This is a genomic window from Synechococcus sp. C9 (assembly GCF_022984075.1).
In the GTDB taxonomy this organism is placed as follows: Bacteria; Cyanobacteriota; Cyanobacteriia; order Gloeomargaritales; family Gloeomargaritaceae; genus Gloeomargarita.
Map to the genome: position 1 here is coordinate 960,473 of NZ_JALAAD010000001.1, position 13,053 is coordinate 973,525.

The following is a 13,053-nucleotide window of genomic DNA, read 5'->3' on the forward strand; positions in this document are numbered from 1 at the left end:
ATGGAAACCACTCGTCCCGCATCTGATGCCTTACCCACCCAAGCCCCCCTGCGGCTGGTCAATCTGGAGGTGGCGGGTCTGACCGATGTCGGTTGCCAACGGGAGTACAACCAGGATTATTTCTACGCCCATACGACGATGCACCGTCGCCTGAGTCCCCAAGGGGAACTGGTGCAGGGGAAAGGCTTGTATGTGCTTTGTGATGGCATGGGTGGTCATGCGGGGGGGGATGAGGCGAGTCAATTGGCGACCCACAAATTGGCGACCTATTTGCTGGAGCATTGGACGGAGGGGGAATTGCCGGGACCGGAGGTGATCCAGGCGGGGGTGGGGGTAGCCAACCAGGCGATTTATTTACGCAACGAGGAGGAGTACCGCCGGGGCAAGGGGCGGATGGGCACGACCCTGGTGGTGGCGTTGGTGCAGGACAATCAGGTGGCGGTGACCCATGTGGGGGACAGTCGGATTTATCGGATTACCCAGTCGGAGGGGCTGAAGCAAATCACGGTGGATCACGAGGTGGGGCAGTGGGAGATTCAGCGGGGGACGGACCCAACCATTGCCTACAGTCGCCCGGATGCCTACCAACTCACCCAAGCCCTGGGACCCCGTCACGAGCAGACCTTGGAAGTGGACGTGAACTACTTCACGGTGGCGGAGGATACGATTCTCCTGCTGTGTTCCGATGGGTTGTCGGACAACGGTTTGGTGGAAAGCCATTGGCAACAGTATGTGCGACCCCTGCTTTTGCCTCAGACGGGGGTGATCCATCTCCAGGCGGCGGCTCGGCAGTTGATTGACCTGGGGAATGAGTTAAACGGTCACGACAATATCACGGTGGTTTTGGTAAAAATCCAGGTGCATCAGCCCCGGTTGTAACCCTTGGGTACGGGGATGTGTTAGATAATGGGGTTAGCAGGGGTAATCACGCTGGCTATGTCCCCGATTTTAGTCATTCATGTCAGTGAATTGGAAGCCCAGGGGGTCAACTATCACCAGGGCAATTACTTTACGTTTCAGAACCGCCAACTCCGCAAGGGGCAATCCTTTCGGGCAACCATGCGTCCCCAGGCGGTCGCCTTTGCCGAGCAGTACCAACAGGCGGGGAGTTTTTGCATCCTCGTTGAGCAGGACGGGGTGTTGACCCTCTGCCGGGAGGAATTGGCGACGCTCGTCCATCGCCCCCCGGTTCCCAACCGACCCACTGCCCCCCAGGAACTTGCAGAGATTAACGAGACTAAAGTTAAAGAAGATATTAACAAAGAAGAGGATATTCGGGAAATCGAAGCGGTTAAGCCCCCAGCGGAACCCGCCGCCCCCAAAGTACGCCTCAATTTTCTCTTTGCTCCCAAATCCAGTTCAGCGGCGTTACCGGAGCCCTACCGCCATTTACCCAGGGAGGATCAGGGGTTAGCCCAGTTACTCATCCAGGTGCGGCAGAATTTCACCAAGCAAAAGGCGCGCGCCAGTGGTCTCACCTGGGAGTATTGGACGGGGGGGAGCGGGCAAACCGGGGTTTTGTTCCTACCGGGCACGGTACAGCGGGGGGATATGTGGTTCGCCTATCTGCACCATTGGCAGGGGGATTTTCGCCTGCTTGCCCCCACCTATCCAGCGGCGAGTACCATAGACCAACTGGTGGAAGGGATACGGCAGATATTGAAGCAAGAGCAACTGCGGCGGGTGCATCTGCTGGGGCAATCCCTGGGGGGCATGGTGGCTTTGGCTTTATTACGCAAATATCCGGTGCTGGTGGACAAGGTGGTGCTGTCCCACACAGGGGTGGGCGTGCCGGAGAGCGACCGGGTCAGCAAAGCCCGCCAGACCGAGCGGCAATTGCAAGGGATGCCCCATCAGCAAATCACCAGCCTCGCCTACCAGAGCATTGTCACCAAACATTTGAGCGGCGTACCCCATGAACCCTTTTGGCGAGCCTACTTCCAAGAAACCCTCACCCGGCGCACCAGTAAAATCGAATTTATTAGCCTGAACTGCCGGGTAGTGGCGGATTTTTTCCAAAATTACCGTTTCCAGACCGCCAGCCTCAACGACCCACCCCGCCCCGTTTTGATTCTCAATACGGATAACGACCACACCTTTGACCCCGCCGAGCAAGCCGCCTTGCAGACCCTATTTCCCGAGGCGCAAACCCTCACCTGCACCGGCACTGGGCATTACAGTGTGCTGGTGGCGAGTGAGACGGTCATGCCCCAGTTGGCGGAATTTTTGCACTGAACCTTTACAATAGAATTTGGGTAACGCAAGGGAACATACCGATGGGCGTTTATGTTTTGATTTACAATTCGGGTAGCGACCATGAGGGCATTCACAGCCTTAAATTGAACGGGGAAGACACCATTTTACTGTTTGAAGATGAGGATGATGCGGTGCGGTTTGCCACCCTGTTAGAAGCCCAGGATTTTCCCGTACCCACGGTGGAGCGGATTGACGTAGAGGAAATGCGTTTGTTTTGCCAACAAAATGGGTTTCACTGTCAAGTTGTCCCCCAGGGAGCCTTGGTGATCCCCCCCCCAGCGAACCTGACCGAAACGGATTGGCAACCGGAAACCCCGGCGGGGGATGGGCTGGATGAAATTCGCCGCCGTTTAGAACGGTTGTTGTAAAGGAACGGGGGATGTCACGGCACACCGGGGACGAACTGCGCCAACAACGGCTGGATAAGGCGCACCAATGGCGGCAGGCGGGGATCAACCCCTATCCCTACCGTTACCAGCGCACCCACAGTACAGCAGAATTACAAAAGCAGTATGAAAGCCTGGAAGCGGGAGCCGAAGTTGCGGAAAAAGTCCGGGTGGCGGGACGGGTGATGGCACGGCGGGTGTTTGGCAAGTTAGCTTTTTTTACCATCCAGGACGAGCAGGGCAGTATCCAATTTTATTTAGAAAAACAACGCATTCAAGACCACATGGGGGAGGGTGCTTTTGAACGGTTGAAAAATGGCACCGATGCGGGGGATATTTTAGGGGCAGAAGGGACGATTAAGCGCACGGAAAAAGGGGAATTGTCCGTGTATGTTACCACCTATGAACTGTTAACCAAATCCCTCTTGCCCTTGCCGGACAAATGGCATGGACTTACGGATGTGGAAAAACGCTATCGCCAGCGGTATGTGGATTTAATTGTCAACCCGGAGGTGCGGGATATTTTTCGCAAACGGGCGCAGTTAATTCAACTCACCCGCCGCTATTTGGATGAACGGGGATTTTTAGAAATGGAAACCCCGGTGTTGCAACCGGAAGCGGGGGGAGCGGATGCCCGTCCGTTTATCACCCATCACAACGCTTTAGAAATTGATTTATATCTGCGGATTGCTACGGAATTGCATCTGAAGCGGTTAGTGGTTGGGGGGTTTGAACGGGTGTATGAATTGGGGCGGATTTTTCGGAATGAGGGGGTTTCCACCCGCCACAACCCGGAATTTACCTCGATTGAACTCTACCAAGCCTACGCTGATTACACGAATATGATGCAGTTAACGGAGGATTTAATCACGACCGTTACCCAGGAATTATTGGGCAGTTTACGCATCACGTATCAGGGTCAGGAAATTAATTTATCCCCCCCTTGGCAGCGGGTGACAATGGGGGATTTGGTGCGGGAAAAAACGGGTTGGGATTTTGGGGAATTTAGAGAATTAGCTGACCTATCCTCAGCCCAAAAAGCGGCGCAGGCGTGTGGTCTGCAAAATGCTCAGGAATATGACAGTGTGGGGCGGTTACTCAATGCGTTATTTGAGGAATTTTGTGAAGCATCCCTGGTACAACCCACCTTTGTTTTAGATTTTCCTGTGGAAATTTCACCTCTGGCTAAAAAACATCGTACCCAGCCGGGTTTGGTGGAGCGGTTTGAACTGTACATAGCGGGGCGAGAATTGGCGAATAGTTTTTCAGAATTGACTGACCCAATCGATCAGCGGGAACGGTTGGAGCAACAAGCCGCCCGTAAAGCCGCTGGGGATGCGGAAGCGCAGGGGGTGGATGAGGATTTTCTCACGGCTCTGGAGTATGGTCTGCCCCCCACTGGCGGGATGGGTCTGGGGATTGACCGCTGGGTGATGCTGGTGACGGATGCGGCGAGTATTCGGGAGGTGATTCCCTTCCCTTTACTCAAGCCGGAACATTCTTAAAAATATCTGTTTTATCCCTATTGCCAATGCGTTTTTCACCCTTGGGTAATGGTTATAAATTAGAGTCGCAGGGTATGAGTATAGGTTGGGTTGTTGTTAATTTTAGGGATTATAAACTTATTCACAAATTCATCTCTAAATTTATCCTAAATAGTCAGCCTGGGGTTGCATGAGCAATATCTTTTCTGTTTGGGAAAAATGCCCTCGAATGTTTGGGTATTGGGGGCTATGGGGGCTGGTATGGGGGATCAGTTTTGGGTTGCGGTTTTGGGGTTTAGGACGGTTTGAGGAACTGGTGTTTGATGAGGTGTATTTTGCTAAATTTGCCTGGAATTATCTGCAAAATATACCTTTTTTCGATGGGCATCCCCCTCTGGGAAAATATATCATTGCATTGGGTATTAAACTCACAGGTTTTTATCCCTGGGGCTATCGCTGGCTGAATGCCTTGGTGGGGTCTTTTATCCCTGTTTTAGCCGGGTTAGTCACCTATGAATTAAACCGCAGGAAATGGCTGGCTTTGATTGCTGGTTACTTGGTGGCAACGGATGGCTTATTGCTGGTGGAATCCCGCTATGCTTTAATTAATGTCCATTTAATCGCTCTCGGTCTATTGGGGCAATGGCTGGTCTTGCGGCGCAGTGGGTGGGGTGGGGTATGTTTGGGCGCAAGTGTCGCGGTAAAATGGAATGGGTTAGCCTATTGGTTGGGTGGGGTTTTGGCGGCATGGAAATTGCGTTGGCGGGGATGGACAATACTTATTAGTTTAACCCTTGTACCTTTATTGGTTTATATACTCGTTTGGTTGCCCCATTTAGCCCAAAATCCGGGGATGGATTTATTCACACTCCATCGGCAAATTTTGGGGGTGCATACCCGCTTAGGTGCCGGGTCAGATGTGCATCCCTATTGCTCAACCTGGTGGTCATGGCCGTTGATGTTGCGTCCCATGAGTTATTACTACCAAAATCAGGACGGTTGGATTACTTCGGTTCAGGCGATGGGGAATCCTTTTTTGTGGTGGTTGGTTTTGGTCGCTGTGTTGGCAAGTTTACCGCAATTCATTCGTAGAAATTGCCCCTGGGTCTTGCAATTTGCCCTGGGTAATTATTTGATGAATCTCCTGCCTTGGGCATTGGTTAAACGGTGTATTTTTATCTACCATTATTTACCGGCGTTGGTGTTTGGCTGTATTGCCCTAGCGTGGTGGGTCGAAACCCTCTGGCAAACCGGCGAGCGAAAACTGGCAATTGTTGCCCTGATGGTACCAGGGGTGGGGTTGGGATTTTGGTTGCCAATCTATTTGGGCTTGCCCCTGCGTCTCCCCTTTTGGCAATGGCGGTTTTGGTTTCCCAGTTGGATTTGAGCCTTTAATTATTTTTTATTAATTTAGGGCTAATTTAAGGCACCTCTATAAACTCAAACCCGCCCTTGGTTACGGGTAATAGGGGCATTCCCACGATGGGATTTTTGTTTGGCTCAAATCAATAGAGATGCCCTTTAATCAGCCTGGGGTTGCGCCAGGTCAAATCCTTGATGAATCTCTTGGAGTGCCTTTTTCCCCAGCGCCCGGGGCACCAAACAGCTAATTTTAATCTCCGACGTGGCAATCATCTGGATATTGATGCCCGCCTGCCCCAAACTGGCAAACATCCGGGCCGCTACCCCCGGTTGGCGCACCATGCCACTGCCCACCACGCTGACCTTGGCAATCTCCCGGTCAATGGTGAGGGTGCCACAGGCGAGTTTTGCCAGCGCCGTCTCGAGGGCATCACAAGCCAGGGCGACATCATCCTGGTGGATGGTAAAGGCAATATCCCGGGTGGGTCGCCCCTCCACCCAAGTCACCCGCTCCGATTGGATAATCATATCCACGCTCACCCGTGCCTGCGCCAAGGACAGGAATAAACAAGCCGCTGTCCCCGGTCGGTCCGGCACCCGTTGAATCGCCAGTCGGGCTTGCTGGTCATCCAACGCCGCCCCCCGCACCGGCATCATTCCCCCAAACCCCGGTGGAGTCGGTAATACCGGCACCTTAAAACTACTACTCAACACCCGTACTGCCTGGGTCGCCTGCGCCAAATCCACCAGACAACTGACTTTAATTTCCGACGTGGAAATCAGGTCAATATTGATGCCCGCTTCCCCCAGGGCACTAAACATCGCCGCCGCTACCCCCGGTCGCCCCACCATGCCCGCCCCCACAATGCTCACCTTCGCCATCGCCGCCGAGACGGTGCAGGTCACCCCTTCCCCCCAAGTGGGCATTAAATCTCGCACCAGCCGCTCGGTTTGGGTCACGGCATCCCGATGTACGGTAAAGGCAATGTCATTCGTTTCCCCCGCCTGAATGGACTGGATAATCAAATCCACATTCACCCCCGCCTGCGCCAACGCTCCAAATAACTGAGCCGCCATCCCCGGTCGGTCCGGCACATTGCATAGGGCTAATTTCGCCTGCTGGTCATCCAATTCCACCCCGTCCACCAGGCGGGACACTTCCAAATCCCGGTGGGGCATGACCCGGCGCTCAGGGGTCAACAGGCGAGTCCCGGGTGCCGTTGTCCAACTGGAACGCACCACCACCGGTACGCCAAAATTCCGGGCAATCTCCACCGCCCGGGGGTGCAGGACCTTCGCCCCCAAACTCGCCAGTTCCAACATTTCCTCACAGGTCACCTGCGTCAACACCTGCGCCTCAGGAACAATGCGGGGGTCAGTGGTGAGAATCCCCGGCACATCCGTATAAATTTCACAGACCTCTGCCCCCAGTGCCGCCGCCAGTGCCACCGCTGAGGTATCCGACCCTCCCCGCCCCAGGGTGGTAATTTCCAAGGTACGGGTGCTACTGATCCCTTGAAACCCCGCTACTACTACGACTTTCCCCAGTTCCAACTCTTGGGTAATCCGGTCGGTGGGAATGTGCAGAATCCGTGCCCGCCCGTGGTCCGCCTCCGTGATCACCCCAATTTGGGTGCCGGTCAGGGAAATCGCCGGTTGTCCCAGGGCATCCAAAGCCATCGCCACCAGGGCAATACTCACCTGCTCCCCAGTGGACAGCAACATATCCAATTCCCGTGCCGGGGGGTTCGGGCTAACGGCTTTGGCTAAACCCACCAATTCATCCGTCGTGCGTCCCATCGCCGAGACCACCACCACCACCCCATGCCCCTGTTCCACCGTTGCCACAATGCGCTGAGCCACCGCCTGGATGCGCTCGATGGTAGCGACAGAGGTGCCGCCATATTTCTGGACAATCAATCCCATAGTTTTCTAGGGTACGGCATTAGGGGGCGGGTTCAATACGCAAAAGTTGTCCCTTGGGGGTATCGGTCAAGACATAAATCAACCCATCCGGCCCCACCCGCACATCCCGCACCCGGGCACCGATGGGAATTTTACCCACTTCCTTCACCTCTCCCTGGGGGTTCACCTGGAACCGATGCACCGCTTGGGAAATCAACCCCCCCGCCAGCAGTTGCCCCTGCCATTGGGGAAATTTAGCCCCCCGATACACCGCCAACCCAGAGGGAGCCACGGTTTCCGACCACACCCACACCGGGTCAACCATCCCCGGCAAGGAGCGGTGGGGAGAAATCTCCGGCCCAAAATACTCCCGGCTATGGGTCACGGCAGGCCAGCCATAATTTTGCCCCGCTTGCAGGCGATTCACCTCATCCCCGCCCCGGGCACCATGTTCCGTTGCCCACACCTGCCCCGTCTGGCTATCCACCGCCAACCCCTGGATATTCCGGTGCCCCCAACTCCACACCTCCGGCAGTGCCTTGGCCCCCAAAGGATTATCCCTGGGAACCGTGCCATCAGCGTTGATCCGTAACACCTTCCCCAAATGACTGCGGGGATTTTGGGCTTGCAGGCGAATCAATTGTCCCGCCAATTCCGTAGGGGGATTGCCCCCATCCCCAATACTTACGAGCAATGTTTCATCGGGCAACCAAGCCAAGCGAGAACCAAAATGCTGGGTTCCTGATTTACTCTGGCTCACCCGCAGGATTTCCCGCCGGTCGGTGAATCCCTGCCCATCCCAGGTCAGCCGTGCCACCACCGTGCGGTTCGCCTCCCTTGTCCCCTCGGCATAGGTGAGATACACCCAAGGTTTGGCTGGAAACCGGGGATGCAGGCTAATGTCTAACAACCCCCCCTGTCCCGCCGCCAATACCTGGGGTACCCCCGCTACAGGTTCGGTTTGCAGTACACCTGAGCGCACCCGCCGCACTCGCCCTGGGCGTTCGGTGATCAGCATCTCCCCATTGGGCAACCAAGCCATGCCCCAGGGGTGTTCCAGCCCAGCCAGCACCGGCACCACCCGGTAACGGACTTCCCGCACCACCAGGGGGGCATTGCCTTGAGAGGGTAAACCGTGACAACTGGCGACCAAACTACCAGTGAGGAGTAAACCCCACAGCCAGGTTTTCATCGCTTTTGCTCCGGTGACTGCATCAACACCTGTGCCACCCTTGGGGTACTGTTGGGTAATCCTACCGTTTGCCTCGCTTGCCCCATCTGCGCCAATTGTTCTCAGAGGTCGGTCAACTCCGTAACTAATCTAGCCAACTCTGTGGAAGTTAACACCAATTGGAGTTTCACTACTCTAAATAAGATTTTTATATAGCAATCCTACTTGATTGGTGAACAGAGATTTCCCAGAACCAAGGACGGGGGCGGTGCCCCTGCGACCCCTATTCTATTCTCATTTACGATTGCTATAGCACCATTGCCATTCTAAAATTTTTTTCTTAGTGATCTTTATCACAGGTTATTCCTAAAGCCAATCACTTACTATAAAAATAAAGGGCTTTAGATTAGGTTTAGTAGGTTTTTCCCCCGCCCCCCAAGACGCAGTTCCAAAAAGGAGTAAATCGGTTATGTTATCCACCTCACACAATGCAGTTTTACCCTTAGAACCACATACGGACAGCGTTAACATCCATAGTTTTAATGCAATCGCTGGGTTGTCAAATGGTGATTTATTGAGTCCTGTTCAAACTCACCTACAAGCCATTGCCAGTAGTGATGATTTCTTTGCCCGAGTTCTTGGAGAAAAAGCCAATTCTCCCGCAATCCAGGCGATTCATTCCCAATGGGCAGTTGGTGATTTCTCTACCTTTCCCAAGCTCCAAGTTGTAGAGGCTTTTAGTACCTATAGTGAGACCACCCAAACAATTTATCTCTCTGATGCGCTCCTGACTAATGGGGCAGATGACGGTACATTTGGGGCGACGGGGGTTTTGATTGAGGAGACGTTCGCCTGGTCAAATCGTTTGGTCGGTGCAGATACCGCTGGGGATGAAGTGGGGCATCAAGAACAAGAAATTCTCTGGTGGGACGAACCGCCTATTTCTGTGGCGTTTGTTAGCGATTGGGCTGGCAATAGCTTTGAGACCGCCCGTGGTATTACCCTGGGTTCGACCCCCACGACCTTTACGGATTGGGTGGGCAGTACAGATACCTTTGATTTCTATCGTTTTAGCCTCAACCAGCCCAGTATGGTGAATTTCACCCTCAATGGGTTGACAGCAGATGCGGACCTCTGGCTATACGATCACCAAGGGAATGTCATTCAGGGTTCGTGGAACTGGGGAACCATTCCTGAAAGTATTTCCCAGTCTTTGGGGGCAGGCACCTACTTCCTCCTGGTGAACCAATACAGTGGTTCCACCTTCTACAACCTCACCGCTGTGGCGACGAACCCTGATTTAGCTGGGAATAGCTTTGTGAACCCCCGTGATATTACCCTGGGCTTTACCCCCACGACCTTTACGGATTGGGTGGGCAGTACGGATACCTATGATTTCTACCGTTTTAGCCTCCATGAACAGAGCCTGGTCAATTTCACCCTCAATGGGTTGACGGCAGATGCGGACCTCTGGCTGTTTGATTACCAAGGGAATGTCATTCAGGCTTCATGGAACCGGGGAACGACCCCCGAAAGTATGTTCCGGTCTTTGGACGCAGGCACCTACTTCCTCCTGGTGAATCAAGCCATTGGTGACACTTTCTACAATCTCACCGCTGTGGCGACGAACCCCGATTTAGCTGGGAATACCCTCGATACAGCCCGGAATATTACGCTAGGTGCTATCCCCACCACCTTTACCGATTGGGTGGGCAGTACGGACACAAACGACTACTATCGGTTCACGTTGCCGACCACCAGCACGATTAATCTCTCCCTCACGGGCTTGAGTGCAGACGCAGACCTGCAATTACTCAGCAGTACCGGTTCGGTGATTCAAAATTCTTGGAATTGGGGCACACAAGATGAAGGTATCACCAGCCAGTTGAGTGCAGGCACCTATTTCATCAGGGTTTACCCCTATGGAAATGCCAACACCTATTACAACCTCAATGTTGCCGCTACCGAGCTGATTCCACCCCCTCCCACCACTGGGTTTAACGCCACCTACGGCTATGGTTTGGTCAACGCTGGGGCGGCTGTTGCTAGAGCCATTGGGCAAACGTTCCCCTTCCCAGATGTGCCTAATTTAGGGGGCAATAACTGGGGCAATGACCTGGTGAATGCTCCAGAAGTATGGGCACAGGGCTATACAGGCAACGGGGTGGTGGTGGCAGTGCTGGATACGGGCGTGGATTACAACCATGCTGACTTGAATGACAACATTTGGCGTAATCCTGGGGAAATTGCCGGTAATGGCATCGACGACGACGGCAATGGTTACATTGATGATGTCCACGGTTGGGATTTTATCAACAACGACAACAATCCCTTAGACAGAAATGGGCATGGCACCCATGTCGCCGGGACGATTGCCGCTGAAAATAATGGCTTTGGGGTAACCGGAGTGGCGTACAATGCTCGGATTATGCCAGTACAGGTGCTGGGTGATAATGGCTTTGGAAGTAACCGTGCTATTGCCAATGGGATTCGTTACGCTGCCAACAATGGTGCCCAGGTCATCAACCTCAGTTTAGGTTCAGACCTCCCTTCGCCAGAGATTTACTCAGCGATCCAATACGCTACCAGCCTTGGTGCGGTCGTGGTGATGGCGGCGGGCAATGACGGTGATCCTCGACCGGACTATCCAGCTTTCTACGCCACTGACTTTGGTCTATCCGTGGGCGCTGTGGACATGAACCGGAACCTTGCTTGGTTCTCCAACCGGGCTGGCACGAACAGCGCTATGCGTCATGTGGTTGCCCCAGGGGTGAGCATTGTCAGTACGGCGCCGAACGACAGATACGCTAGTTACAATGGCACTTCCATGGCAACGCCTCACGTTGCTGGTGTGGTTGCCCTGATGCTGAGTGCTAATCCGAACCTGACCCCTGCGCAAGTCCGGGACATGATCACAAGCTCAGCGGTACCGTTGGTTTAACTTTACGTTTTGCGGGGTGGGATTACCTCACCCCTTGCTCTTCCTTCACTCGGTACGATATTACCAACCATTCCCCAATGAACTGGATGACTCCCTTACAGATTGGCACCTGTGGACTGCTCCTCAGCGGCTTAGTGTCCGTTCCCGGCATCCCTTATGATTCCACACCAATCACAGAACCAGCTTCTATGGTTTCTCCTGACCCATTACCCCCAACGGCATCTATGGAATTACCCCCGCCCATGCCCTTTGTTGGCGAACAACGCTACACTGCCCAACCCCAGGGAATTGTGGGTGTTGTTCTCTCTTGGCGTGGTGACTTAATGCCCCGGATTCTCCCAGAAAATGAACCTGTCACCACTGACTCAAAAATCACCCCCGTTGCGACGAGGATTTGGATTTTTACTGGGAAAGTTCGACCCTCCCCTATGAAGAATTGGCCGCAAGAATTTGCTCCTGCACCCATCTCTCCACACTTGCCTTTGTCAGAGGCAGTAAAACTTCCCAATCGCCTGGGTTGGGTCATGAGTGATAAAGACGGACGCTTTCAAGTGGGACTGCCTGTCGGAGAATACACCCTCTTGGCAGAATACGGGGACGATTTATACTTAAACCTTTTTGCGGGAGATGGAAACTTTGCGACAGTGCAGGTGCAACCGCAACAAATCACCGCTGTGGAACTACGCAACACGGAAAATGCAACGTTTTAGACCTGGGAAACAATATTAGGACACCTCTATAAATTCTCTATAAATTAAAGTTAGCGTTCGCAGGGGGCACCCCCCGTCCTTAGTTCTGGGGAATATGGGTATGCCAACGATAAGATTTATGGCTACACCACGCAGGCTATGGTTGGCTCAAATAAATAGAGATACCCAAAAATTACCCCCTTCCCAGGGTTAGGAATAGTTTTGAGACAGGAGTTATTAATTCACCAAAGCCAGGACATAAATCAACACAAATAATACAATCCAAATAATATCCACAAAATGCCAATAAATTTCCGCCATTTCTACGCCAACGTGTTTCTCCGCCGTGTAATGACCAGGCAGGCGGGAACGCCACAACACTCCCAAAATCAGCAAAATGCCAACGAACACATGGAGACCATGAAACCCAGTCATAATGTAGAAACAATTGGCAAAAACATTGGTGGTTAACCCATAGCCTAAAGTAGCGTATTCATAGGCTTGCCCCCCCAAAAAAATTGCTCCCATCAGAGCCGTCACCCAATACCACTTTTGCAAACCAGCCACATTGCCCTTTTTGATCGCCACATCCCCGTAATGGATGACAAAGCTACTGGAAACCAGAATCACCGTATTAATCGCCGGGAGAAGTAACTCCACCTCAGTCTCTTCCGGCGGCCACTGGGGAAATTCCCCCCGAAAAATGAGAAATACGGCGAACAATGCCCCAAACATTAGGGATTCGGAAACGAGGAAGGTTAACAACCCAAACATCCGAAAATCATGATGTTCATGGTCATCAACAGGGAGTTCTTCCTGAATGGCTAGCTCCGGTGGCGTGGGTGCAGTTGTCATGGCA

General features: G+C 53.3%; 10 protein-coding genes. 7 read left to right on the forward strand and 3 right to left on the reverse strand.

Annotated elements, in window-relative coordinates:
- From MLD66_RS04760 to MLD66_RS04780, 5 genes are all read left to right on the forward strand, one after another.
- Positions 1-879: a serine/threonine phosphatase gene (locus MLD66_RS04760; protein ID WP_247215796.1), complete on the forward strand. Its 879-nt coding sequence runs from the start codon at positions 1-3 to the stop codon at positions 877-879.
- A gap of 57 nt (positions 880-936) precedes the next feature.
- Positions 937-2,235 (forward strand): alpha/beta hydrolase, encoded by a 1,299-nt coding sequence (locus tag MLD66_RS04765; RefSeq protein WP_247215797.1) that lies wholly within the window; start codon positions 937-939, stop codon positions 2,233-2,235.
- 41 nt (positions 2,236-2,276) lie between these two features.
- Positions 2,277-2,624 (forward strand): DUF3110 domain-containing protein, encoded by a 348-nt coding sequence (locus MLD66_RS04770; protein WP_247215798.1) that lies wholly within the window; start codon positions 2,277-2,279, stop codon positions 2,622-2,624.
- A gap of 11 nt (positions 2,625-2,635) precedes the next feature.
- On the forward strand, positions 2,636-4,147 hold the full coding sequence (gene lysS / locus MLD66_RS04775; RefSeq protein WP_247215799.1) for a lysine--tRNA ligase: 1,512 nt from the start codon (positions 2,636-2,638) through the stop codon (positions 4,145-4,147).
- Between the two features lie 208 nt (positions 4,148-4,355).
- The gene (locus tag MLD66_RS04780; RefSeq protein WP_247215800.1) at positions 4,356-5,513 is read left to right on the forward strand and encodes a phospholipid carrier-dependent glycosyltransferase; all 1,158 of its coding nucleotides are present in this window, start codon (positions 4,356-4,358) and stop codon (positions 5,511-5,513) included.
- A 134-nt stretch (positions 5,514-5,647) separates the two neighbouring features.
- Here MLD66_RS04780 and MLD66_RS04785 read toward each other — a convergent pair whose 3' ends face one another.
- Both MLD66_RS04785 and MLD66_RS04790 read right to left on the reverse strand, forming a co-directional pair.
- On the reverse strand, positions 5,648-7,414 hold the full coding sequence (locus MLD66_RS04785; RefSeq protein WP_247215801.1) for an aspartate kinase: 1,767 nt from the start codon (positions 7,412-7,414) through the stop codon (positions 5,648-5,650).
- Between the two features lie 19 nt (positions 7,415-7,433).
- Positions 7,434-8,585, reverse strand: a complete 1,152-nt coding sequence (locus MLD66_RS04790; RefSeq protein ID WP_247215802.1) for a PQQ-dependent sugar dehydrogenase — start codon at positions 8,583-8,585, stop codon at positions 7,434-7,436.
- 553 nt (positions 8,586-9,138) lie between these two features.
- On the opposite strand from MLD66_RS04790, the gene MLD66_RS04795 reads away from it, so the two are divergent.
- Together MLD66_RS04795 and MLD66_RS04800 are read left to right on the forward strand one after the other, a co-directional pair.
- Complete coding sequence (locus MLD66_RS04795; RefSeq protein ID WP_247215803.1) at positions 9,139-11,505, forward strand: S8 family serine peptidase; 2,367 nt, start codon at positions 9,139-9,141, stop codon at positions 11,503-11,505.
- 524 nt (positions 11,506-12,029) lie between these two features.
- Entirely contained in the window at positions 12,030-12,215 is a 186-nt protein-coding gene (locus MLD66_RS04800; RefSeq protein ID WP_247215804.1) for a hypothetical protein, read from the forward strand.
- A 216-nt stretch (positions 12,216-12,431) separates the two neighbouring features.
- Here the strand turns inward: MLD66_RS04800 and MLD66_RS04805 are convergent, their stop codons facing one another.
- The gene (locus MLD66_RS04805) at positions 12,432-13,049 is read right to left on the reverse strand and encodes a heme-copper oxidase subunit III (RefSeq protein WP_247215805.1); all 618 of its coding nucleotides are present in this window, start codon (positions 13,047-13,049) and stop codon (positions 12,432-12,434) included.
- Positions 13,050-13,053 lie beyond the last annotated feature (4 nt).

Coding starts and splice junctions, on each gene's coding strand:
- MLD66_RS04780 (WP_247215800.1), top strand. CDS start 4,356: ATGTTTGGGTATTGGGGGCTATGGGGGCTGGTATGGGGGATCAGTTTT.
- MLD66_RS04805 (WP_247215805.1), bottom strand. CDS start 13,049: ATGACAACTGCACCCACGCCACCGGAGCTAGCCATTCAGGAAGAACTC.
- lysS (WP_247215799.1), top strand. CDS start 2,636: ATGTCACGGCACACCGGGGACGAACTGCGCCAACAACGGCTGGATAAG.
- MLD66_RS04760 (WP_247215796.1), top strand. CDS start 1: ATGGAAACCACTCGTCCCGCATCTGATGCCTTACCCACCCAAGCCCCC.
- MLD66_RS04765 (WP_247215797.1), top strand. CDS start 937: ATGTCCCCGATTTTAGTCATTCATGTCAGTGAATTGGAAGCCCAGGGG.
- MLD66_RS04770 (WP_247215798.1), top strand. CDS start 2,277: ATGGGCGTTTATGTTTTGATTTACAATTCGGGTAGCGACCATGAGGGC.
- MLD66_RS04790 (WP_247215802.1), bottom strand. CDS start 8,585: ATGAAAACCTGGCTGTGGGGTTTACTCCTCACTGGTAGTTTGGTCGCC.
- MLD66_RS04785 (WP_247215801.1), bottom strand. CDS start 7,414: ATGGGATTGATTGTCCAGAAATATGGCGGCACCTCTGTCGCTACCATC.
- MLD66_RS04800 (WP_247215804.1), top strand. CDS start 12,030: ATGAGTGATAAAGACGGACGCTTTCAAGTGGGACTGCCTGTCGGAGAA.